Below are 23,149 nucleotides of genomic sequence, written 5' to 3'. Positions count from 1 at the left end.
ATACACTTAATTAAGTAATAAAAAAGAACAAATTAATAGATTGTAGCTGTCCTTAAAATGTAATGTTCAAGGAAACTACAATCTATTTTTTTATAATTTATTCTGCACGTAAAGCAATAGCAGCATCTTTTTTCGCTGCAATTCTCGCTGGAATATGTCCACCAATCATGGTTAAAATTGTCGAAATAATGACTAAAATCAACGCATGTTTTGGATTGAGTTGTGCCACATTTTTTAAATCAGTTAATTTGTAAAGTAAACTATTAATAGGAAATGTGGTTGCATAGGCAATAAAGACACCTAAAGAACCTGATGCAATTCCTAAGATACATGTTTCAGCATCAAATACACGGGTAATATCTTTCTTTCTAGCACCTAAAGCCTTTAAGACACCAATTTCTTTTGTTCTTTCAAGAACAGATGTATAAGTGATGATACCAATCATAATCATACTAGTAACAAGGGAAATTCCCGCAAAGGCAATTAAAACGTAAGTTATCGCATCCATCAGACCACCAGTTAGTTGTGTCATAGTTCCAGCTAAATCGGTGTATAAAATCCGGTCTTCTTTATCTTTACCTTTATTGTATTTATCTAGATACGTTAAAATTTGTTCTTTGTCACTAAAGTTATTTGGATAAATTAAAATACTAGACGGAATACTAGTACCGCCAAGATAAGCAAGCAGATTATCTTTAGCTTGAGCATCAAGAGATTCATTATTCATCACGTTTTTGTTACTATCTCGTTGTGCTTTGACAATGTCTGATTGCTCATTTTCATCTACAATTTTAGCTGTTAGTTCATTACTATAGGCAAATCCTGGAGAGAGTAAATTCATACTAGAGGAAGATTTAACACGTAAAATTCCGCTTACGCGAATAGTGGTGTTACCAGTATTGTCGTACATTTTTTGATAATCAGTATTTGGAATAAAATTACCAGTCGGAATTTTTTGATAATATGTATTGTTAGAAATTAATTTAAATTCTTTTCCAACAATGTCATCAAATGGGAGTGGTTCATTTTCTTTAACATTTAATCCAATATTTTTCAAAGCATTGATATTGGTTGCATTTTGTCTATCTACAATTAATACAATATCCGTTGCAGAGGTTGGATATTCTCCTGCAATAACATTATAATTTTCTTTTAAAAAATCTTTAGAGTCATTGTTAAGTTTGGTTGGAAAAGATGAAATCCCTATACCTGTCATTGAGGACATAGCAGATTCCATAGAACCACCACTGTTTGGTGTGGCGTTAGAAAAGCTGATAGGTTTAATGTCTCCATTAACGTCACCTAAAATATTCATGGCAACTGTTCTAGAATAACCAATACTATTTGTTAGTGATGGATTAATCTTTTTAATATAATCAATATACTCTTGATTTATATGGTTAACATGTTGTGCTTTATCTTGTTCACTTTGTTTAGGAGTAATCTCTTTTTTATTAGAATAAGAGCCTTTATCACTGCCTAAAGCATTTTTTTGATTGATAGTTTGATCGGTTGTAATTTGTGAAATGGTAATAGGAAATTTGGACAGTGTTTCTGTTTGAGTTTTGTCAATTTGCTTTTGAAAGCCATTAGATAAGGACAAAACAATTCCAATACTAATGATTCCAATACTTGAAGCGAAAGCAGTTAACAAAGTTCTCCCTTTTTTTGTACGTAAGTTATTAAAGGATAATTTTAATGCAGTGAAAAAACTCATTTTAGTTCGTTTTAGTTTAAATTTAGCATCATGTATTTCTTCAGTATAGGGATTTGAATCATTTGTTATTTTTCCATCAGAAAATTCAATAATACGATTGGCATAATCATAAGCTAATTCTGGGTTATGTGTTACCATGATGACTAATTTTTCTTTTGAAAGTTCTTTGATAAGCTTCATGATTTGTAAACTAGTTTCTGTATCTAAAGCTCCTGTAGGTTCATCACATAGTAAAATATCTGGATCATTTGCAAGCGCTCGGGCAATCGCGACACGTTGCATTTGTCCACCTGATAATTGATTAGGTTTTTTATGCATATGCTCAGCAAGTCCCACTCTTTCTAAGGCAGCTGTTGCATGTTGTCTTTTTTTCTCTTTTGATACACCACTAAGAGTCATTCCCAATTCAACATTTTCAATAATTCCAAGATGACTAATCAGATTGTAACTTTGAAAGACAAAACCAATTGAATTATTTCGATAAGCATCCCAATCTCCGTCTTTAAAATCTTTTGTGGATTTTCCATCGATAATCATATCACCTGAATCGTAATTATCTAGCCCACCAATGACATTGAGTAAAGTCGTTTTACCAGAACCACTTGCTCCCAATATTGCAACAAATTCTTGTCGCCTAAACGATACAGAAACACCGTCTAGTGCTTTTGTTGTCGTACCACCAACAGTATAATATTTTTTGATATTTCTTAATGCAAGCATGTGATTCCCTCTTTTCTTTTATTAATATATTATTAATGAAACATCTGTTAATAAACTAGCTTTTATTATAACAAAATTTTGTGGATATGCTATTGATATGTTCTCATTCCCAATGTAAACATAACTTGTCCACATTTTTTGTGGACAAGTGTGGATAACTTTTTAATAGACACATTTTATCTTTATATAGGTTGATGGATCAGAATTTCAATTTTAGGTAAATTAAGTGAAATTAAGTGTTCGTGTGCAAATTTAATATAAAAACTGTGGATAAGTCTGTGGACAGTGTTAATAACTTTTGAGAACATTGCTAAATAACTATTTTTTTGTGTGAATAAAGCAACTGTGGATAACTTAAAATATCCACATAGCCTTTTTTGTTCGCCAATGGAAATTACTTTACAGAAAATAATAAAGCTTACCCAAATAAATAAAGTTATTAGGATAAGCTTTAAAGATAATTTTAGTTGAAACACTAAAGAGAATTATTTTCTTTTAAAATAGTCGGTTCAAGATTTTGTATAGTTTTGTATGCAGATTGTAAATATTCAGGAGATCCTTCAGAAAAACCATAAGAAAAATCTGTTTCTAAGAAAGCATCCGCCATTTCTTTTGCTAAATAAGGTGTGATAATCAAGCCACCCATTGCTAACACGTTAGCATTATTTATTTTTCTAGACAAGGTTGCTGTTTCAATACTTTCGCATAAAGCAGAATAAACACCATTAAACTTATTTGCTACAATATTTACGCCCATACCAGTACCACAAAAAATGAAACCTCGATCGTATTTTTTATTAGCTATCGCTTTTCCAACTTCGAAACCAACAGAGTAGTATGCTTGATCATCATCCTCAGTAATATCAGTTATTTCAAGTCCTTTGTTCAATAAATGTTTTTTTACTTCATTTTTTAATGCTAAACCAGAAGGATCTGCTCCCATAATAATTTTCATTATATTCGCTCCTTTTTTATTTTTTAACATATAAATAGATTGAATATGTATATTACTATTGTATAAAAAAACACTATAAATGTAAAATGATGTTATTTGATAATTAATAATTTGTGTAAAAATATAAAAGGGAAATCTTATCATTAAGATTTCCCTTTTATATTAATTATTTTTTATCATCATGTTCTTTAAATTTGTCTTTAACATCATCAACTATTTCTTCTGTTTTTTCTTTAATTTCAGAGGATACTTCTTTCACTTTACCTTCAGCTTGTTTTAAAAGCCCTTTACCTTTTAACTTGTCATTACTTGTAATGTCACCTGCAGTTTCTTGTACTTTACCTACCGCTTTATCAACTTTACCTTTATCAGTCATGTTAAATTCCTCCTATTAATTAATGTTACACTTTTACTATAACGTAATAAGTATATAATAAGCAAATGAAAACCCTTCATTACTATTAACTTTTTATTATTGAAAAATACGATAAAAGATAAAAAACCTCTAGCAAATCGTTGCTAGAGGAAGGAGTGCAATCTCTATCGTGGGAAGATAGAGATTGCAATGATTAGGAGTTAATAGAATAAAAAAAGTTAAATTTATTCTGTGAAAACTTCCTCTATTGTGGGAGTAGAGGAAGTTAAATGAGTGGTAGGGTTTGAACCTACTTATAATAAAGCCCATATGCTTGTCACTCATGTGTTAACTATATAATAATCAGTCAACCTTAAATGAAGCTTAAAAAGATGTTATCAAATTATATATTTTTAATTTTGATATAAAAAACCTCTAGCAATGGATTACTAGAGGAAGTAGGTAATCTAACTATTTTCGGGATTAATAGTTAAATCAAATTTGGAATAAAATGAAAAAATCATTTAGCATGTTATTAGCAGTTCCTCTGTTGTGGGGGAAGAGGATGTGTTAAATAATCATCTAACTGTTTATATCATAATCTTATAATCTTAATCTAATCTTAAAACGAGATATTATTTTTTCTTTTTCTTTTCTTCAATAATTTGTGGAGTATCTGGCAGAATAAAATTAAATCCATCATGATTTAAAGAGGTCATTCTTTCTTTGATAAAGTCACTTTTTAAAACCATTTCATTTTCAGCCTCTAGTGGCATATCATTAAGAATAACGGGTTGATCAGGCATTGATTTATCTGACATAGCAATCCCTCTTTTCATTTTTATAGTCAGTTTATCATTTATACAAGATTAAATAAACTTTTTTGCTAGTAGAATCTAAGTAAAAGAAAATCACGAATTTTTTGATAAAGTTAATTCTTTAATTCCATAGAAGAGTAATCTATTTTTTATTCATTATAGGTATAATATTCTTTTTAATTTTACCATGGAATGATACTATTTTAATAAAAAAGGGAAATTAAAAGAGGGAGAACAATCATGGATAGACATCAAAAAATTGAATTATTACAAGATATTTTAAAAATGAAAACGATTAATGAAAATGAAGAAATGGTAGCAAAATACACTCAAAACAAATAGGGATTTCAACAGAATTGATTCAATATGCAAATAATCATAGCAGTTTAGTAGCCACGTTAAAAAAAGGACAAGAAGGAAAAGTACTTGGACTAACTGGACATATGGATGTTGTGGATCCAGGTGATGAAAATGCATGGAAATACCCACCATTTTCAGCAACGATAGAAGATAATAAGTTATATGGGCGTGGCTCAACAGATATGAAAAGTTGTTTAATGGCAATGGTCATTGCAATGATGGAACTTCAAGAAGAACAGCAAGAATTTAACGGCATTGTCAAATTACTTGCAACAGTTGGGGAGAAAGTTGGAGAATTAGGTGCAGAATAATTAACAAAACTAGGATACGTTGATGATCTAGATGGTTTGATTGTGGGAGAGCTAAGTCATTATAATATTGTTTACACACATATGGGCTCAATTAATTACACCGTAACATCTGCCGGAAAATAGGCACATAGTTCGATGCCACAAGAAGGGTACAACGCTCTAAATCATTTGATCGATTTTTCTTATCATATTAATAAAAAAATGGATAATATTGCTAAAAAATATACCAATGAAGAATTAGGTTCAACCATTCATAATATTAAAATCATGACTGGAGGAAACCAGGTTAATAGTATTCCAAACTATGCTGCGTTATAAGGGAATATTCGTAGTATTTCAGAGTTTTCTAATGATGAAATGATTAATGTATTGCAAGAAGCAGTGGATGAATTAAACAAAAATCAGCCCTATAAATTAACGATTAATAATCGACTACAACAAGTTATCTGTAAGAGCAGCAAAAGATTCAGAATTGGTTCAAGTCATTCAAAGTCAATTTGCTACGCCATTACAACTTATCGGTATTTCAGCAACAACGGGTACAGAAGAATTTATTAAATCAGATAATTCATTTGATTTTGTTGTGTTTGACCCAGATGAACCTACGTTACCTCATCAAGTGGATGAATATGTTGATATAGATAATTACTTAGATATGATTGATAAATATAAACAAATTATTACCACATATTTAAAATAACTTAAAAGGAATCGTGATTGTGATGATGGAAGATATTCGTGTCGTAATAGGAGAAAGTAAATTTGATGTAAGAGCTTGTGGTATTTTAAAACAAGGAGATAATGTTTTAACAACAGTGGAGTCTGATGGGACACATACCTTACCAGGAGGAGCGGTCAAAATAGGAGAGACTTCTAAAGAAGCTGTTGTAAGAGAATTTTTGGAAGAAACGGGCATGAAAGTGGAAGTTGGTTCATTGTTATCGACTATTGAGAATATGTTTATCTACGAAGAAAAGCCGTACCAACAAGTCATTTTTGTTTATGAAGTATTTGCTTTAAAAGATATACAATCTATTATAGGAGAAGTGCCTATGGAGTGGATAAATATTATGGCGTCACACTCTTTAAGACCACCTCAATTAAATGAATTAGTTAAACAAGCAACTACAAAAACGCAACATTTTATTAATAAAGAATTATAAAAAAATAGCCTAAGCATACTGGATATACTTAGGCTACTTTTTATTTGTGTTCGCGGATTAAACGTTTTTCAGCTTTTTCTTCTTTTTTCTCAGCTACTTTTTCACGATTTTTGTCGGTATCAGCTTCGAATATTTCTTTTGCTTTTGCTTGTTCGAATGAACGGCGATTTTCTTTTGCTCCATCACGTTCAGTAGTCATAGATATAACCTTCTTTCATTTTGTTAATTGATGGCATCTATTAAATGCTTATAAAATTATCTTACACTTAGTTAACGAAAAAAAAGTGAATTAACTATGTTGTTTTTTATTATGATACCAAACAAAACGTTATTATCCAAATGAATTGCATGATATATGAGACAGGTTAGAATGAAATAGGGCAACGACTATTTATTAAAATAGGAATAGTGATAATGACTTTGTCCTAAAAATGACGATTTGGTTAGATTATAAAGTATTATTTGAGTTATATTATTCTAAAATCCATGTTATTATATGTATATGATACTTTTTGTATTTAAATGTTAACTATGAAGGAGTGAATCTGATGGCAAAAAAAATTATTTTAGTTGTGGCATTAGTATTAATTGTTATATTTGGTTATAAAGGTTATGAATATTATTCAACAACTTATAAAGGTGATGTAGCATATGCAAAAATACCAGAAGAGGTCCCAACAGTAGAAAATACTAAAGATGATACTGGAGAGGTCGTACCGGGCAGTAAATCATACAAATACGATTTCAATTTTGTAAAAGAAGATGGTAGTACACAAAAAATGGATTATGAATTAAGTGGTGATAATGTGACACCATTCAAACCAGGATCTTATGTAAAAGTATCTCTTAGTAAAAAACGCATTGTTACTGGACCAAATGATGTGTCAAAAAGTGATATTCCAAAGAATGTATTAGAAAAACTAGATAAATAAAAATAAGCTAGATTGAGTTGGCTCAATCTAGCTTATTTTTTATCCTTCTAAAATACGTTGTAAAAATTCTTTTGTGCGAGCTTGTTCTGGATGTTGGAAGATTTTTTCCGGAGCACCTTCTTCAGCAACAACTCCTTGATCCATAAAAATGACACGATCAGATACTTCTTCGGCAAAAGCCATCTCATGCGTTACGATAATCATGGTTAAACCAGTCCCAGTTAACTCACGCATGATTTTTAATACTTCACCGACCATTTCAGGATCAAGTGCTGAGGTTGGCTCATCGAATAGCATCACCTCAGGATCCATAGAGATGGCGCGAGCAATTGCGACGCGTTGTTTTTGTCCACCAGATAATTGGCTAGGTTTAGCATGAGCAAAATCTTTCATCCCGACTTTATCTAAATTTGCAATCGCGATACGTTCTGCTTCTTCTCGTGAGCGTTTTAATACTTTTACTTGTCCAACGATGCAGTTATTTAAGACATCGTGATTTTCAAATAGATTGAACTGTTGAAATACCATTCCAACATGAGCACGATATTTTGGTAAGTTATAACCAGGAGCAAGGATATTGTCACCTTTGAAAAGTAATTCCCCACCAGTTGGTTCTTCTAATAAATTAATGCAACGAAGTAAAGTTGATTTACCTGAACCAGATGGCCCGATAATCGTTACAACTTCACCATCTTTTACAGATAGATTAATGTCTTTTAATACTTCATGATTGCCGTATTGTTTTTGTAAATGATTGATTTGGATTAAGTCTGTCATTATTTGTCATCCTTTCTTTCTAAAATAGCTGTTTGCATTTGATTAGCATATGGAGCATATTCACCAGTACCATCCATTTTTCGTTCAACAAATCGCAAGATACGTGTCACAGTGAAGGTCATGACAAAGTAAATCACACAAACAACAAAGAAGGTATCAAAGAATCTAAAGTTACTTCCAGCGACTGTTTTCGCTTGGAAGAATAACTCAGTGACAGCAATCACATTTAATACAGAGGTGTCTTTAATATTGATGACAAATTCATTTCCCATAGCAGGTAAAATATTTCTAAATACTTGTGGAATCACCACATTTACCATTGTTTGCCCATGTGTCATACCAATAGCAGAAGCTGCTTCAAATTGTCCTTTATCAACTGAGAAAATACCACCACGTACGATTTCTGTCATATATGCTCCAGTGTTAATTGATACAATAAACAATGCTGCAGCAAGTGGATTCATATCAATTCCAAATGCTTGAGAAGATCCGTAGTAAATAACCATTGCTTGAACGATCATGGGTGTTCCTCTAAATATTTCAATATAAATAGAAAAGAGAGTGTTTAATAATTTAAATAAGACTTTATTCACCATATTTTTTGGCGTTGGAATGGTTCTAAACAACCCAATACCTAATCCAATGAATGTTCCAACAATTGTTCCGATAAGCGAGATTAAAAGCGTCACCCCAGCACCTTTTAAGAACATTTGCCAGTTTTCTTTGACGATTTTGACAACCCAGTTTTCATTTGACTGTGAGTCGGGTTGTTCACTAATGGCAATATCCATAAAATTGTCTCGTTCTGTTTGAGTGATACCAGCTAAAATGTCATTGATTTTTGTAATATCTTGGCTACCTTTTTTTACACCGATAGAAACAGATGTATCATCGCGATTCGTGTTAAACCCTTTGCCATCTTCAAAATCAATCATTTTAAAGTTTGGATTCACTTTTTGGGCGGTGATTCCCTCAGGTTTTTCTGAAACATACGCATCGATTTTTCCGGATTGGAGTGCCACACGCATAGCAGAAAAATCGTCCATAGCAGTTCGTTTTGAGACACCTTCTATTTGATCAATCACAGAGTAATGAAATGTATTTAATTGAGCAGTGACTTTTGCTCCTTCAAAATCTTTTAGACTTTTTGCATTAGCATATTTTCCATCTTTTGCCACAACTAGGACGAGGTTTGAGTGATAGTAGTCGTTAGTAAAATCAATGGTTTTTTTTCGTTCTTCAGTGGGAGACATTCCAGCAATAATAGCATCCACTTTTCCAGAAGTTAACGCAGGTGCTAATCCATCCCATGATGTTTTATAAATAACAAGTTCTTTTCCTAAACCTTCAGCGACGCGTTTGGCAATCATGACATCATAACCATTGGCATACTCACTTCCGCCTTGAATTTTGACCGCTCCATCGGCATTATTTTGTTGTGTCCAGTTGAATGGAGGGTAGCCAGCTTCCATTCCTACGACAAATTTATCGTCATTTGCCTCCACTTTTGGTGTGAGCATGATAAAACTAATAAATAAGAATAATAGTGCGATTAAGATATGACTGGTAGAACGATTGTTTGTTTGCATGATAATTCTCCTTTTGTTTTAGATAAATAAAAAAAGCAACCCCGTAAATAGAGGTTGCTTTTGATGAAGTCAGATTAACGAAGTGTTATCCAATCATAGCGCATCTTAGTCTTAACTAAGACAGTCCTATAGTTATTCACTATAGTCCCAACATGATAAGCGAGGAACTTTATCACATTTCGGCAATCTTCCCTGTGCATTAGTGTCAATGTACTCCTCTACTCAAATAATGTTATTGATAGATTGCAACCTCTAGATTTATATTATTTGGTTATTTTTTCTCAATATGTCTAACACTATATCATACCTTTTTCAAAAAGTCATGAGTTTTAATAAAAAAATATTTGACCAAGGCCTTTCAATTAGTTATTTTTAAACAAGTAAGTGTGAAAGTAAACATAAGGGAGACGAAAAGTATGTGGTTTATGTCAGCATTGGTGGCTGTCTTTGCATGGGGGACAGCTGATTTATTTTATAAGTTAGGAAATAATGAAAAAGACAAGTATAGTGCACAAAAAACAGTGGTCATTGTGGGATTGGTGATGGGGCTTCACGCCTTTTTATACTATTATTTATATTTAGGTGTGGGATTTGAATGGAAAAATATGTTGATTTATTTACCTGTGTCGTCCATGTATATTTTATCAATGGCGATCGGGTATGTGGGGCTTCGTTATATAGAGCTGAGTGTGTCTTCACCCATTAGTAACTCTTCAGGAGCGGTGTCAGCTTTATTAATGTTTCTGATACTAGGAGCGAAAATGGTGTGGATTCAATTTATTGCTGTGGCAGTTATTTCAGTCGCTATTTTTATGTTGTCTGTTTATGAAAAGCAAGAAGTTGATCACGAGTTAAAAGTATCAGGCAATGTGGTCGATAAAAAATATCAGAAAAGTGCATTGGCCATTATTTTTCCGATACTGTACTGTGTGATTGATGGACTAGGGACATTTTTAGATGGGTATTATTTGGATTATGCGGAGATTTTACCAGAAAATCAAGCAAACATGAGTTATGAGTTTACTTTTTTAATCGTCGGGTTACTAATGTGGGGTTATTTACGAGCGATTAAAGGAGAAAAAATGGATGTGTTTCATGAAAAATATAAAGGTTTTGCGGCACTTTTTGAAACCTTGGGACAATTTTTCTATATTGGAGCAATCGCAAGCAATTCTATTGTCGTCGCACCAATGATTGCATCATATAGTATCGTATCAGTGTTATGGTCGAGAATTTTCTTAAAAGAGAAGTTAACAAAGAAACAATACGTTATGATTTTTGCGATTATCATTTCTGTAGTTATATTAGGCTTTTTTGACGAATAATGTCATAATAAAGCAAAGGAGTGATCAATGTGGAAGAACAAGCAATGGAGATATTAAAGCAAGCGAAAAATATAGTATTTATGACAGGAGCCGGAGTATCAACTGCATCAGGTATTCCTGATTATCGCTCTATGACAGGGGTATATCATGGAGTAGAGAATCCAGAATATTTGCTGAGTCATACTTGTTTAAAACGCGAGCCTGATGTTTTTTATCAATTTGTGCAACAATTATACCACCCAGAAGCAAAACCGAATGTGATTCATGAAAAAATGGCAGAATTAAGCCAAACGAAACAAGTTGGGATTGTGACGCAAAATATTGACGACTTACATAATAAAGCAGGAAGTCCAAATGTGGTGTCGTTTCATGGAAGTTTGTATGATTGTTATTGTCAAACATGTGGTCAGTCAGTTTCTGTTCCAGACTATATGAAGAGTATGTATCATCAAGAATGTGGTGGGATCATTCGTCCGAATGTGGTGCTTTATGAAGAAGGTTTGTCTGAGTCTAATATAGAAACAGCCATTTCCTGGTTGTCTAAAGCGGACGTTGTGTGTATTGTTGGGACAAGCTTTCAAGTGTATCCATTTAGTGGACTGATTAATTACCGCAAACCTGATAGTCAGGTGATTGTGGTAAACAAAGAACCCATTTCATTAATGATGCCTCATCTTTTAGTGCAACAAAAAGGTGAAGACTTTTTCTCTGATATATAATCTGACTCTTATACGAAATGAGGAGATAAGATGTTAAGTCAAGATAGACAACGAATTGATGAAATTGATGAACAAATCGTATCATTATTGGAAGAAAGATATGATTGTGTGTCGCACATCGCGAAGATAAAAAAAGACAATCATATTCCAGTTTTTGATACGATAAGAGAAGAAGCCGTATTAGAAAAAATTCGACAAATGGTTTCCAATGAGGATTATGCTGATTCAATCGTCGAAACATTTAATCAAATCATGATGGTCTCAAAAGACTATCAAAAAAGTAAACAATAAAGGTGATCCTTCAGAAAATTTCTGGAGGATTTTTTTTATAGGTATGATACAATGAACGAAACACCTAAAAGGAAATTTTATGATGAATAATCGGTTGAAGTTTGACTCTTAATTTAAAAAATAAATTAGGAGGATAGATAATGATAGAATACAAAAAAGATTGTCAGATAGATAGTAAAAATTTGAAAGCATTATATGATAGTGTAGGATGGACAGCTTATACTCAAGATTTAATTGGTTTAGAAAAAGCAATCACTCATTCACTTTATGTAGTGAGTGCTTGGTATAAAGATCAGTTGGTTGGATTAATTAGAGTGGTCGGTGATGGCTACACGATTTTGTATATACAAGATATTTTGATTCATCCAGATTTTCAACGAGAAAAAATAGGAACAGTATTAATGCGTGATGTATTAGAAACATTCAAACATGTTCGTCAAAAAGTATTGTTAACCGTAGATGCTCCAGACGTTAGAGGATTTTATGAAAGTTTTGGATTTGAATCGTGTGATAGAGGGAGTACAGTTGCTTTTTACAAGGAATTTTAGTTACATTGATAAGTCGAAGAGATGTGTATCTTTGACTTATTTTTTTATGTTCAAAAATAATGATGGCCAATAAGACAATAATAAAAGTTAACTGAATCAATCCAAGGACCATACTTTCTTGGAACTTGGTGTATAAGTCGTATATCAAATAAATGAACCAAGCAATGAATAATCGAGTGATGACGTATGGTAAATATATTTCACTTTTAATTCATCTCCATTTTTATTTATTATACTATTTTAATATTGCGAATGATTATACTAAATTAAATAATCGTGGTATTATAAAAAATGAAGATTCTATATAAATTTATCAATTAATGACGTGTTTTTTGTTACAACACCATGATTATACAGTATTGGTAGTTAAGTAAATAGGCTTTTTTAAACCAACGTAACGTTTATCATGATTCGTGTGGTTTTTTATTTATAATTAAAAACTATGAAATAGATAATTTAATATGAAATAATAAATGGTTTTAAGGTTAGTTTAAGTATCACATTTTATACTATAAGTAAATTTAAGTAGTGTTAGTGCAATAAGGAGGTATGATTGTGATAAAGAAAAAAGTTAAAATAACAAAAATCGTGTGGATAGGTATAACAACAGTCATTATTGTATTAGGATTGGGATACTTTTTAAACAAACATATGATTGATGATGAGGTTTTCGCAGCAGGAAATACTAACAGTGACTCTTCTGATAAAACTATTGAAGATTATTTTCCTGAAGAAAATTACAATGGGGTAGCTATCTTGGTTGAGGGAGATAAGGTTACTTCAACAGCTGTATATGGCTATAGTAATTATGAAGCTAATGAGGTAAATAATTTGGATACTCTTTTTCCAGTTGCTTCTTTACAAAAAATGATGACAGCAGCATTGGTTGCTAAATCTATTTCAAATGGAGATTTAACCTATGAAACGCCTCTATCAGATTTTTATCCAGATATTAAGGGAAGTTCAGATATAACCATACGTGATTTGATTGATCAAACATCAGGTATCAAAATGGATGAAGTAGCACCAGAAAAGGTATTAACAACACAAGAAGATCAAATTAATTATGTATTAGATACACTGGAAAGTACTGGAGAAACAGGATTTAATTATACTAATGCTAATTATTCTTTATTAGCTGGTATTCTATCAACTGTCACAGGAGAAAGTTATGAAGAATTATTCACAAAAGAAATCATAGAACCATTAAATCTATCTCATACATTTTTTTGGGATAATGTAGCTGAAGAGGATGTTGCAACAGCTTATAATAGTTCATTATTGTATGGAGATTATACAGAGAGTGCTTCAGATTTTTCTCGTTCAAAAGCTTTATATTCTAGTTTGATTGGGGCTGGAAATGTTTTGATGTCCGCAAACGATTTAGTGACTTTTGTTCAAGCATTGACTGATGGTACATTAATAACGAAAGAAGACTTTTCTAATATGGTAAAATCCGATAATGATTATAGTGGAGCATTTTGGCAGACTGATGGATTGATGCAAACGAACGGTAGTTTGGGAGATTATGAATCTTCAGTTTTTCTTGACGATGATGGTGAAAATATTATTGTGTTAATTAGTAATGGTCATGAACTAGACAGCTTATCAGATTTGGCATCAGATATTTATAAAAGTAATTTTGCTTAATTTACTGACATAATCAAATGATTTTTAGAGCCTTTATAAAGGCTCTTTTTTTATAAAGATACTGAATATTTAATTTTTTATAACTTGAAAAAAATATGTAATTATAAGACACTTATATTATATATGTAAAAGGAGAGTGTTTTTATGAACAAAAGGTTAGCTAGTTTTTATGTAACAATGGCTATTATTGGTATTATTACAGCAGTTCCAGTATTAGGTGGTATGATTGATGTCTTTAAAGTATTAACGATATTATTGTTGAGTTTTTCTATTTATGTTTTAGCAAAACAGCCAAAAAAAGTAAAAAAAAGTGGAGCTATTTTAATGATTATCTCATGTACTTTATCTTTAATAGGAGGATTAATAGTTCTTGGATCAGTAGGAAATCTATCGATGATAAAAGGAGATAGTGCATATAAAACAGGAGCTGTATTGGGGTCGTTTATAGGGGGATCGATAGTAAGCTACATTTTTAGACTTCCAGCATGGATTTTAAAAATATTAGCTATCATATTCTCGTTTCAAGCTTCAAATCAATTAAAGGCAATTGATTTACAAAAAAAGAAAAGTAAGCATAAAAAAAAGTCGAAAAAAAAGAATAGATAATTTTAATCATATAAAAACTTGTGCTTTTTTTAACAATGAAAAACAAAAAACAATAAAGTTACTCATTTTATTTTTTAAAATGAGTAACTTTATTGTTTTTTATTTATGTGCTTATTTTAAAAACCTTTTAAAATAAAGATTTTTTATGATTTTTATATTTTTTTAAAAAATTACTTGTAAAAAAAGAGTAAGAGTTGTATAATTCGTGTGTAAGTTGTTATTGTGAATTTGGTAACATCTTATCTATTATTGGGTATGTTGATGTTTAGTAATTAGTAAAGAAGAAGGGAAGGTGTTTGTGTGACAAAAGTTAATAAAAAGATTATCACTATATCGTTAATTGTGACTATCGGGGGGTTGCTATTTGGCTATAATACAGGTGTTGTAAATGGCGCGTTGAATTTTATCGGTAAAGATTTTATGTTAACTCCTATACAAAAAGGTTGGGTATCATCATCCTTAACATTATCTGCAGCATTTGGGGCAGTTTTTGGTGGGAAAATAAGTGATATGATTGGGCGAAAAAAGACATTGCGTATTATTGCTTGGATTTATCTGGTTGGAGCAATAGGTTGTAGCGGATCTTTTAATTTTGCTTTTCTAGTCTCTTTTCGGTTCTTATTGGGACTTGCTGTAGGAGCATCATCAGCTGTTGTGCCATTATATTTAGGTGAAATTTCTTCGGCTGAGCATAGAGGGAAAATGGTTGGTTTAAATCAGGTAATGATTGTGGGTGGACAGTTCTTAGCCTTTTTATTAAATGCTATTTTAGGTAATATGTTTATTCAAAATAATCATATTTGGAAAGTGATGATGGGGTTAGCCGCTATACCAGCAATTATTATGTTAATTGGTATGACAAAAGTATTAGAGTCACCTAAGTGGTATGCTAGAAATGGTATGTTAGATCGTGCAATTCATATAATTAAAGAAATCTATCTAGATGATGACGAGATGGTGAAAAAAGAAATACAAGAGATAAAAGAAATACCTGTTAAAGTAGTTACAAATAAAAAAAATAAAGAAAAAATACCAACTTGGACGATAAAGATTCTTTTGTTAGGGTGTTTATTAGGTATAATACAACAATTTTCGGGAATTAATTCAGTTATGTATTATGGGTCTGAAATTTTAACAATGTATGGATTTGGTGCTAGTGCAGCATTGATATTCAATGTTTTAAATGGTGTTGTTTCAGTTATTGCATCAATCGTAGGAATGACAATTGTTGATAAAATGGGACGAAAAAAATTGGAAATTAGTGGATTAACAATTTGTGCAGTATCGTTAATTTCTGTAGGTGTTCTATCTAATTTGTTGTCAGGAACACAAATAGCACCATATATTATTATGATCATTATTTTTATTTATATATTTTCTTTTCAAGGAGCTATTGGACCAGTTACCTGGATTTTAATCTCTGAAATATTTCCAGCTAAGTATAGAGGGACTTTTTCTGGGATTGCAGTGTTTGTTTTATGGATAGCTAATTTTCTCGTTGGGCTATTTTTCCCTGTTCTTGTCAATTCAGTAGGTATTAATGCTACATTTTATGGATTTGCTGGTTGTGCATTATTAGGGATTTTAGTGGTACATTTTAAAATACCAGAAACAAAGGGAAAAACGTTGGAAGAAATTGAAAGCCATTTCATTAAATAGTTTATTGTGAATACAAACACAATTTCTATTGTTTTAAATAAAATAATGTTAGTTAAAAATATTGATGAAGGAGTACGTAAATGAAAAAATTAAATTGTGGTGTAGTAGGTGTTGGAAGGGTAGGAATGATGCATATTAAGAATCTTCTGAACATTCCAAGTATAAATATCTTAGGTGTATCTGATTTGTTTATTGAGAATGTTGAAGACGAATTGAATATGTTAGGTATTGAGCATTGTTACAAAGATTATCAAGAGTTATTATGTAATGAAGAATTAGAAGCGTTATTCATTTTCTCTTCGACAGACTCACATGAAAAAATAGCAATTGATGCAGCAAAAGCAAAAAAACATATTTTTTGCGAAAAACCTTTAAGTATGGATACAAATGAAGAATCAAGTTTAAAAGTATTACGTGCGGTGAAGGAAAATAATGTTAAAATGCAGATTGCATTCAATCGACGAGTGGATCGTCAATTTAGAAAAATCTATCAAGATGTTAGAGATGGTAAAATAGGTGATCCTCAAATAATAAAAATTACTTCGAGAGATCCTGATTTATTACCACATGAGTTAATAAAACGTATCGGAGGATTGTTATTCGATTTTACCATGCATGATTTTGATATGGCTAGATATATGGCTGGAAGTAACATTAAAGAAGTTTATGCTAGAGGAAACACGCTTATTGATCCAACTTTAAAAGATATAAACGATATTGATACATTAGCAATAGTATTAGAATTTGAAAATGGTTCATTTGGCTTAATTGATAATAGCCGTCGTGCCGTGTATGGTTATGACCAACGGGTAGAAGTATTTGGTTCTAAAGGAATGCTTAAAGCAGAAAATGTAAGCGATTCAACTGTTGAGTTGTATGGAGAACAGTCGTTAGAGATGGAAAATCCATTACCAATCTTTATGGAACGTTATCATCAAGCATATGATACTGAGGTACGTTTATTTGTAGAAGCTATTTTAAATAATCAACCATTAGTCGCAACAGGTATGGATGTTATCATGGCGCAAAGAGTAGCTGTTGCAGCACAAAAATCTATTGCTACCGGTAAACCTGTGGCAGTAGATACAACTTATCCAAAAATTTAAAAAATTAATAATAAATGGAGGAAATACAAATGACAATTAAGTTAGGGATTGCACCAATCGCTTGGACAAATGATGATATGCCGGAATTAGGTAAGGAAAATACGTTTGAACAATGTATCAGTGAAATGGCATTAGCAGGGTACACAGGAACAGAAATTGGAAACAAATATCCAAAAAATCCAGAAGAATTGAAAAGCTTTTTAGAGCCACGAGGATTATCAGTAGCCAGTGCATGGTTTAGTGCCTTTTTAACAACGAAACCATTTGAAGAGACAAAAGAAGCCTTTATGTTACATCGTGACTTTTTACATGCAATGGGAGCAAAAGTCATCGTTGTGTCAGAACAAGGACATAGTGTACAAGGTCAAATGGAGACACCTGTTTTTGATAAAAAACCTGAATTTACAGAAGAAGAATGGGAAAAATTAACAAGTGGGTTAGATAAATTAGGCGAGTTGGCAAATGAAAAAGATATGTCCATTGTTTATCATCATCACATGGGGACTGGTGTTCAAACAACTGATGAAATCAATCGTTTGATGGCTGAGACAGATCCTAAAAAAGTATCACTATTATATGATACGGGTCACTTAGTTTTCTCAGGTGAAGATCCAATTGAAGTGTATCAAACACACAAAGACCGTATTAAACATATTCATTTTAAAGATATTCGTAAAGAAAAAATGAGTGATGTGAAGCATGAATCTTATAGTTTCTTACAGGGCGTAAAAAAAGGCGTATTCACTGTTCCAGGAGATGGCATGATTGATTTTGCACCAATTTGGAAAGAAATTGAAAAAGATGGTTATGAAGGATGGATTGTCGTAGAGGCAGAACAAGATCCAGCAAAAGCTAATCCGTTTATTTATGCAAAAGCTGCTCGTAATTATATTAATTTAACTACTGGTTTATAATGAAAATTTTTCTTAGAAGAAGGGTGAAAAAATGATAAATAAAGAATTAAGAATCGGTGTAATAGGTGTTGGAGCTATTGGAACAGAGCATATAAAAAGGATTAATCATAAAATAAAAGGTGCTAGGGTCGTTGGCATTTATGATGTTTTAGAAGAAGAAAAAAAACAATTAGCAGATGAAATGGGAATCATGTTTTATGGCAGTGGAGAGGACTTAATTTCGTCAGATGATGTAGATGCCATATTGATTACTTCCATTGATGAAACACATGCAGATTATGTATTAAAAGCATTAGCACAAGAAAAGTATGTATTCTGTGAAAAACCTTTAGCTATAGATAGTCAATCATGCGCTAAAATTGTTGAAGCAGAAGTGAAATGCGGTCGACGTCTGGTACAAGTAGGTTTTATGAGACGTTATGATAAAGGTTATATGGAGTTAAAAAAATTAATTGAATCTAAATCATATGGGGAAGTATTAATGCTACATTGTGCGCATAGAAATCCAGAATCTGGCTTACACTACACAACTCCAATGTCTATTATCCAAACGGCAGTACATGAAATTGATGTACTACATTGGTTATTACAAGACGACTATGTTTCAGTTGAAAGTATACTGCCTAAAAAACAAACTAAAATGACACATACCAATTTACATGATCCACAAATTTTAGTATTAGAGACAAAAAATGGTGTGGTGATTCAGTTAGAAATTTTCGTTAATTGTCAATTTGGTTATGATATTAAATGTGAAGTAGTATGCGAAAATGGAGAGTTAGGATTAGTTGATCCACACTATACTTATGTCAAACATAATTTTTCTAATCAGACACCAATATCGCCTGATTGGCAGACACGTTTTAAAGAAGCGTATGATACAGAGTTTCAATTATGGGTTAATGGCGTATTGAATCATAAATTAGAAGGACCATCTTCATGGGATGGGTATGTAGCTTCTGTTATCACAACAGCAGGAACGGAATCAACAAATAAAGGTGAAAAAATAAAAGTTATGCTTCAAGAAAAACCAAGTATTTATTAAAATACTTAGAAATAAAGGGGGTGAGATTTTATAGTAAAGATATAACTCTATAGCATAGCACTAAACGACAAAATAGGGTTGTTATCTATGATGTATCGAAAAATATTATACCTACACAGAATAATATAGTAAAAAACAAACTGGCTATTTAATAGTAGTAGTTAGTTTGTTTTTTTTATTTTGTTATATGAGAGCTGTTTAAAAAAGCGTATTAACATTGTTGATACTATAAAAATAAAAAACAAGATTAGACCTTTATTCTAATCTTGTTTTTTATTTATTGTCTAAAAGATAACTACAGGAACACCAACATCTATCATGTTAAATAATTTAGCACACACATCAGGGGGTGTGTTAATACAGCCATGAGAACCTACAGTTGTATACGATGTGCCGCCGTAAGCATTGGCGTTTTGCCAAGGCGAATCATGAATTCCTACTCCCGTCCAATCTATTGGCATCCAATAATCAACTGGACTAGCGTAATCTTCACCGCGAAGAGTTTCATTTCGCTTTTTGTTCCAAACATAGAACACCCCAGCAGGAGTAGGTGTGCTTGGTTTTCCAGAAATAATGTCTGTATCTAAAGCAACTTTTCCATCTTTGTAGTACCACATGTGTTGGGCTTGTAAGTCCACTTCAATATAGGTATTTGATAGAAGGGCAGATCCAGGAGAGGCACTTCCTTGATAGGCAGGAACACGATCAGTGAAACCTTTTCCAGATAAAATTAGTTCTGTCAGTTGCTCTGTTTCGCTATCAGTTGCAATTGTCCAACTATAAGACCCAGCTGGAACACTCACTTCTCCACGTTTAGTACTATTAAATTTTGTTGGATTAGTACTAGTATTGTACTGTTGTCCAAGTTGAGTGACATATTCTTTTACTAGGTCTTGATTTAAAGTAACATCACCTTTATCATTTGTTGTTAACCAACTAGCAATTGTCTCTTTAGGGATTGCGACCTCTTGACCATTAATAAGGTACGTAGCATTGACCTCTGTCAACTTATTTATGTCCGTTAATTCCTTTTTTAATTGAGTATCTGTTGCTAGAACAGTCGGTTTTTGGACATAGGATTCTAAGTTTATAGATCCCTCACCTTCTTTGACATGAGATTCAAATGCTGAAATAAATTTATCAACATCAATAGAATTTCCAGCTACTTCATCCGTAATTTGGAATGAACCATCTTTCATTTCGATTTTTGCATTTTTTGTGGGTGTGCGCTCTTTATTAAATTCAGTTAAGGCTGTTTTTAAAGCGTTAGATTGTTTAGTTAGTTCGTCTTTGTTATAATCTGTCATCACAATGGGCACATTTTTAGGTTGATTGATGTAATTTATGAACCACAACCAAGGATTTTGTTTTGAAATAGTATCTGAGACAGTTTTATTAACATCAAAAGTGATTCCTAGTTGTTGTTTAGGAATGGCTTTCCAAGTTTTATTATTGTCTAGTACAACGAATTCATCCTCATGAATATTATCCTCAAGTTTTTTTTCTGCTTCTTTTCTAGATAATTGGCTGACGTCTATTTGTCCAATCTTTGTATTGGGCAAAAATTTATTCTGATAAGTAATAGCAAAATACGAATAGATACTAACAATAACTAGTACCATAATTAAAGGCACTAATAACAACGACTTACGTTTCATGTGAAGCCCCTTCCTATAATAAAAATTGTAATATTATTGTAACATATTCTTTTCTAAAAACAATATAAGTGCTTTAAAAACACCTATATAATGAGAAAAGACTAGAATTTATCATTCTAGTCTTTCATTATTTTAATTAATAAGAACATTATTTATTCAAATGCTTCATCTAGTATTTCTTGTAAACGTTCTGCAGATAAGTCAAATTTTTCTTGTTCAGCATCTGTTAAGGGAAGTTCAATAACATGGCTGATTCCTTGGCGATTTACCACAGCTGGAGCACCGATATAAATATCGTTTAATCCATATTGTCCATCTAAGTAAACAGATAAAGGTAATACGGCATTTTCATCATAAAGAATGGCTTTAGTGATACGAGCTAAAGCAACAGCAATCCCATAGAAAGTGGCACCTTTCTTATCGATGATGGTATAAGCTGCATCACGAACTTTAAAGAAAATATTAACCAATTCTTCTTCATCAATTTCAGGATGATCTGAAACCCATTCGTAAATTTGTAATCCAGCAATATTAGCATGAGACCAAACTGGGAATTCTGTGTCACCGTGTTCACCTAAAATATATCCATGAACATTTCTTGCATCAACGTCTACTAATTCAGCAATTGTTTGTCTAAAACGAGCAGAGTCAAGAGAAGTCCCACTACCAATGACTTTGTGTTTTGGAAATCCAGAGAATTTCCATGTAGCATAAGTTAAAATATCAACAGGATTAGTTGCGATTAAGAAGATACCATTAAATCCTGAAGAAACGATATCATCAACAATGGATTTGAAAATTTTTAAATTTTTATTAACTAAATCTAGACGTGTTTCACCAGGTTTTTGTGCAGCACCTGCAGTAATAACCACTATGTCAGCATCTTTACAATCAGCGTAAGTTGCAGCATAGATTTTTTTAGGAGAAGTGAATGCTAGAGCGTGAGATAAATCAAGGGCATCACCTTCTGCTTTTTTTACATCAATATCAATAATACCAATTTCTTGTGCGATGTTTTGTGTCACAAGGGAAAAAATATAGCTTGAACCAACAGCCCCATTGCCGACAACGATAATTTTTTGATGATCAATACTTGTGTGTTCCATTACAATCGCTCCTTGTTTTTTATTTACTCCGTGTTAGATTATAACACTAAATTATGAAAAAACCTATGAAAAAGGTCATTTCACAAATAATAGTCTATTAATCAAACGTTAATTAAAAGTCTTAATAGTTTCTTATTCATAGAATATAAAAAGGTATGGTATACTATTTTAGAGCTTTTTAGTTTAAATACAATGAGAAAACACGTGTCTTCTAACCCGTGTTTTTTGATGTTATAGGAGATATAGATTATGAAATTAATTGTTGGATTGGGAAATCCTGGAGCGAAGTATCGAACAACTCGACATAATATTGGATTTATTACATTGGATGAGATTGCCTATCAAGAAAATATTGAATTTAATAAATCGCAATTTGAAGCAGACATTGCAGAGTTTTTTGTAGATGGTGAAAAGGTGTTATTAGTGAAGCCTCAAACATTTATGAATGAATCTGGTCGTAGTGTAGGACCGTTGATGACCTACTATAACATTTCACCTGAAGATGTTTTAGTCATTTATGATGATTTAGATTTACCAGTAGGAAAAGTAAGATTGCGTCAAAAAGGAAGTGCTGGTGGACATAATGGTATTAAAAGCTTAATTTCACATATTGGAACACCAGAGTTTAATCGTGTACGAATAGGGATTGATCGTCCTAATCGCGGAGGAGAAGTGATAGCTCATGTTTTAGGTGATTTTCCTAAAAACACACATGAAGACATGCTGTCTGCAGTGAAATTAGCGGCAGATGCAAGTTTGTATTGGGCACAAGGGCATTCATTTGTTGACACGATGAATCAATACAATAGTAAGAAATAAAGGAGG

22 protein-coding genes, 1 pseudogene and 1 riboswitch are annotated in these 23,149 nt (G+C 32.0%); of the genes and pseudogenes, 14 read left to right on the top strand and 9 right to left on the bottom strand.

What is annotated here, in order from left to right:
- Nucleotides 1–97: 97 nt before the first annotated feature.
- The 4 genes from G314FT_RS02185 to G314FT_RS02170 all read right to left on the bottom strand — a co-directional run bounded on the left by G314FT_RS02185 (nt 98) and on the right by G314FT_RS02170 (nt 4,568).
- A complete protein-coding gene (locus tag G314FT_RS02185) occupies nt 98–2,437 on the bottom strand; it encodes an ABC transporter ATP-binding protein/permease (RefSeq protein ID WP_257701887.1) in 2,340 nt (779 codons plus the stop codon).
- Between the two features lie 475 nt (nt 2,438–2,912).
- Nucleotides 2,913–3,392 carry an RpiB/LacA/LacB family sugar-phosphate isomerase gene (locus G314FT_RS02180; RefSeq protein WP_257701886.1) on the bottom strand — a complete coding sequence of 160 codons (480 nt, stop codon included), beginning with the start codon at nt 3,390–3,392 and terminating at the stop codon, nt 2,913–2,915.
- A gap of 166 nt (nt 3,393–3,558) precedes the next feature.
- Nucleotides 3,559–3,768: a CsbD family protein gene (locus tag G314FT_RS02175; protein ID WP_257701885.1), complete on the bottom strand. Its 210-nt coding sequence runs from the start codon at nt 3,766–3,768 to the stop codon at nt 3,559–3,561.
- Between the two features lie 614 nt (nt 3,769–4,382).
- The gene (locus G314FT_RS02170) at nt 4,383–4,568 is read right to left on the bottom strand and encodes a hypothetical protein (protein WP_257701884.1); all 186 of its coding nucleotides are present in this window, start codon (nt 4,566–4,568) and stop codon (nt 4,383–4,385) included.
- A gap of 237 nt (nt 4,569–4,805) precedes the next feature.
- On the opposite strand from G314FT_RS02170, the pseudogene G314FT_RS02165 reads away from it, so the two are divergent.
- Together G314FT_RS02165 and G314FT_RS02160 are read left to right on the top strand one after the other, a co-directional pair.
- Nucleotides 4,806–5,936: pseudogene (locus tag G314FT_RS02165) on the top strand (ArgE/DapE family deacylase).
- Between the two features lie 22 nt (nt 5,937–5,958).
- A complete protein-coding gene (locus G314FT_RS02160) occupies nt 5,959–6,399 on the top strand; it encodes an NUDIX hydrolase (protein ID WP_279348167.1) in 441 nt (146 codons plus the stop codon).
- Between the two features lie 40 nt (nt 6,400–6,439).
- Here G314FT_RS02160 and G314FT_RS02155 read toward each other — a convergent pair whose 3' ends face one another.
- Complete coding sequence (locus G314FT_RS02155; protein WP_257701883.1) at nt 6,440–6,598, bottom strand: hypothetical protein; 159 nt, start codon at nt 6,596–6,598, stop codon at nt 6,440–6,442.
- A 349-nt stretch (nt 6,599–6,947) separates the two neighbouring features.
- Here G314FT_RS02155 and G314FT_RS02150 point away from each other — a divergent pair, with 349 nt between their 5' ends.
- A complete protein-coding gene (locus G314FT_RS02150; protein WP_257701882.1) occupies nt 6,948–7,331 on the top strand; it encodes a YxeA family protein in 384 nt (127 codons plus the stop codon).
- Nucleotides 7,332–7,370: 39 nt separating this feature from the next.
- On the opposite strand, the gene G314FT_RS02145 is transcribed toward G314FT_RS02150, so the two are convergent.
- Nucleotides 7,371–8,108 carry an amino acid ABC transporter ATP-binding protein gene (locus G314FT_RS02145; protein ID WP_257701881.1) on the bottom strand — a complete coding sequence of 246 codons (738 nt, stop codon included), beginning with the start codon at nt 8,106–8,108 and terminating at the stop codon, nt 7,371–7,373.
- Nucleotides 8,108–9,697 carry an ABC transporter permease subunit gene (locus G314FT_RS02140; RefSeq protein WP_423837521.1) on the bottom strand — a complete coding sequence of 530 codons (1,590 nt, stop codon included), beginning with the start codon at nt 9,695–9,697 and terminating at the stop codon, nt 8,108–8,110. The genes G314FT_RS02145 and G314FT_RS02140 overlap by 1 nt, the downstream gene beginning before the upstream one ends.
- 88 nt (nt 9,698–9,785) lie before the next feature.
- A riboswitch (Lysine riboswitch) is annotated at nt 9,786–9,960 on the bottom strand.
- Nucleotides 9,961–10,113: 153 nt separating this feature from the next.
- Here G314FT_RS02140 and G314FT_RS02135 point away from each other — a divergent pair.
- The 10 genes from G314FT_RS02135 to G314FT_RS02090 all read left to right on the top strand — a co-directional run bounded on the left by G314FT_RS02135 (nt 10,114) and on the right by G314FT_RS02090 (nt 19,560).
- Complete coding sequence (locus tag G314FT_RS02135) at nt 10,114–11,022, top strand: EamA family transporter (protein WP_257701880.1); 909 nt, start codon at nt 10,114–10,116, stop codon at nt 11,020–11,022.
- Nucleotides 11,023–11,066: 44 nt separating this feature from the next.
- The gene (locus G314FT_RS02130) at nt 11,067–11,741 is read left to right on the top strand and encodes an NAD-dependent protein deacylase (RefSeq protein ID WP_423837525.1); all 675 of its coding nucleotides are present in this window, start codon (nt 11,067–11,069) and stop codon (nt 11,739–11,741) included.
- Nucleotides 11,742–11,771: 30 nt separating this feature from the next.
- A complete protein-coding gene (locus tag G314FT_RS02125) occupies nt 11,772–12,032 on the top strand; it encodes a chorismate mutase (protein WP_257701878.1) in 261 nt (86 codons plus the stop codon).
- Nucleotides 12,033–12,172: 140 nt separating this feature from the next.
- A complete protein-coding gene (locus G314FT_RS02120; RefSeq protein WP_257701877.1) occupies nt 12,173–12,580 on the top strand; it encodes a GNAT family N-acetyltransferase in 408 nt (135 codons plus the stop codon).
- A gap of 555 nt (nt 12,581–13,135) precedes the next feature.
- On the top strand, nt 13,136–14,230 hold the full coding sequence (locus G314FT_RS02115; protein ID WP_257701876.1) for a serine hydrolase domain-containing protein: 1,095 nt from the start codon (nt 13,136–13,138) through the stop codon (nt 14,228–14,230).
- Nucleotides 14,231–14,374: 144 nt separating this feature from the next.
- Nucleotides 14,375–14,836, top strand: coding sequence for a hypothetical protein (locus tag G314FT_RS02110; protein ID WP_257701875.1), 462 nt, complete (start codon nt 14,375–14,377; stop codon nt 14,834–14,836).
- A gap of 300 nt (nt 14,837–15,136) precedes the next feature.
- Nucleotides 15,137–16,495 carry a sugar porter family MFS transporter gene (locus G314FT_RS02105; RefSeq protein ID WP_257701874.1) on the top strand — a complete coding sequence of 453 codons (1,359 nt, stop codon included), beginning with the start codon at nt 15,137–15,139 and terminating at the stop codon, nt 16,493–16,495.
- Nucleotides 16,496–16,575: 80 nt separating this feature from the next.
- Nucleotides 16,576–17,601 carry an inositol 2-dehydrogenase gene (iolG, locus tag G314FT_RS02100; protein WP_257701873.1) on the top strand — a complete coding sequence of 342 codons (1,026 nt, stop codon included), beginning with the start codon at nt 16,576–16,578 and terminating at the stop codon, nt 17,599–17,601.
- A gap of 29 nt (nt 17,602–17,630) precedes the next feature.
- Entirely contained in the window at nt 17,631–18,515 is an 885-nt protein-coding gene (gene iolE, locus G314FT_RS02095) for a myo-inosose-2 dehydratase (RefSeq protein ID WP_257701872.1), read from the top strand.
- Nucleotides 18,516–18,546: 31 nt separating this feature from the next.
- A complete protein-coding gene (locus tag G314FT_RS02090; RefSeq protein WP_257701871.1) occupies nt 18,547–19,560 on the top strand; it encodes a Gfo/Idh/MocA family protein in 1,014 nt (337 codons plus the stop codon).
- 284 nt (nt 19,561–19,844) lie between these two features.
- Here the strand turns inward: G314FT_RS02090 and G314FT_RS02085 are convergent, their stop codons facing one another.
- Nucleotides 19,845–21,218: a L,D-transpeptidase family protein gene (locus G314FT_RS02085; protein ID WP_257701870.1), complete on the bottom strand. Its 1,374-nt coding sequence runs from the start codon at nt 21,216–21,218 to the stop codon at nt 19,845–19,847.
- A gap of 152 nt (nt 21,219–21,370) precedes the next feature.
- Nucleotides 21,371–22,324, bottom strand: coding sequence for an L-lactate dehydrogenase (locus G314FT_RS02080; protein ID WP_257701869.1), 954 nt, complete (start codon nt 22,322–22,324; stop codon nt 21,371–21,373).
- A 249-nt stretch (nt 22,325–22,573) separates the two neighbouring features.
- On the opposite strand from G314FT_RS02080, the gene pth reads away from it, so the two are divergent.
- A complete protein-coding gene (pth, locus tag G314FT_RS02075; protein WP_257701868.1) occupies nt 22,574–23,143 on the top strand; it encodes an aminoacyl-tRNA hydrolase in 570 nt (189 codons plus the stop codon).
- The last annotated feature ends 6 nt before the right edge of the window (nt 23,144–23,149 follow it).

It is taken from the genome of Vagococcus luciliae (assembly GCF_024637875.1).
GTDB lineage: Bacteria > Bacillota > Bacilli > Lactobacillales > Vagococcaceae > Vagococcus > Vagococcus luciliae.
The sequence above is the reverse complement of the archived record's forward strand: the minus strand, read 5'-3'. Positions and strand labels throughout refer to the sequence as shown.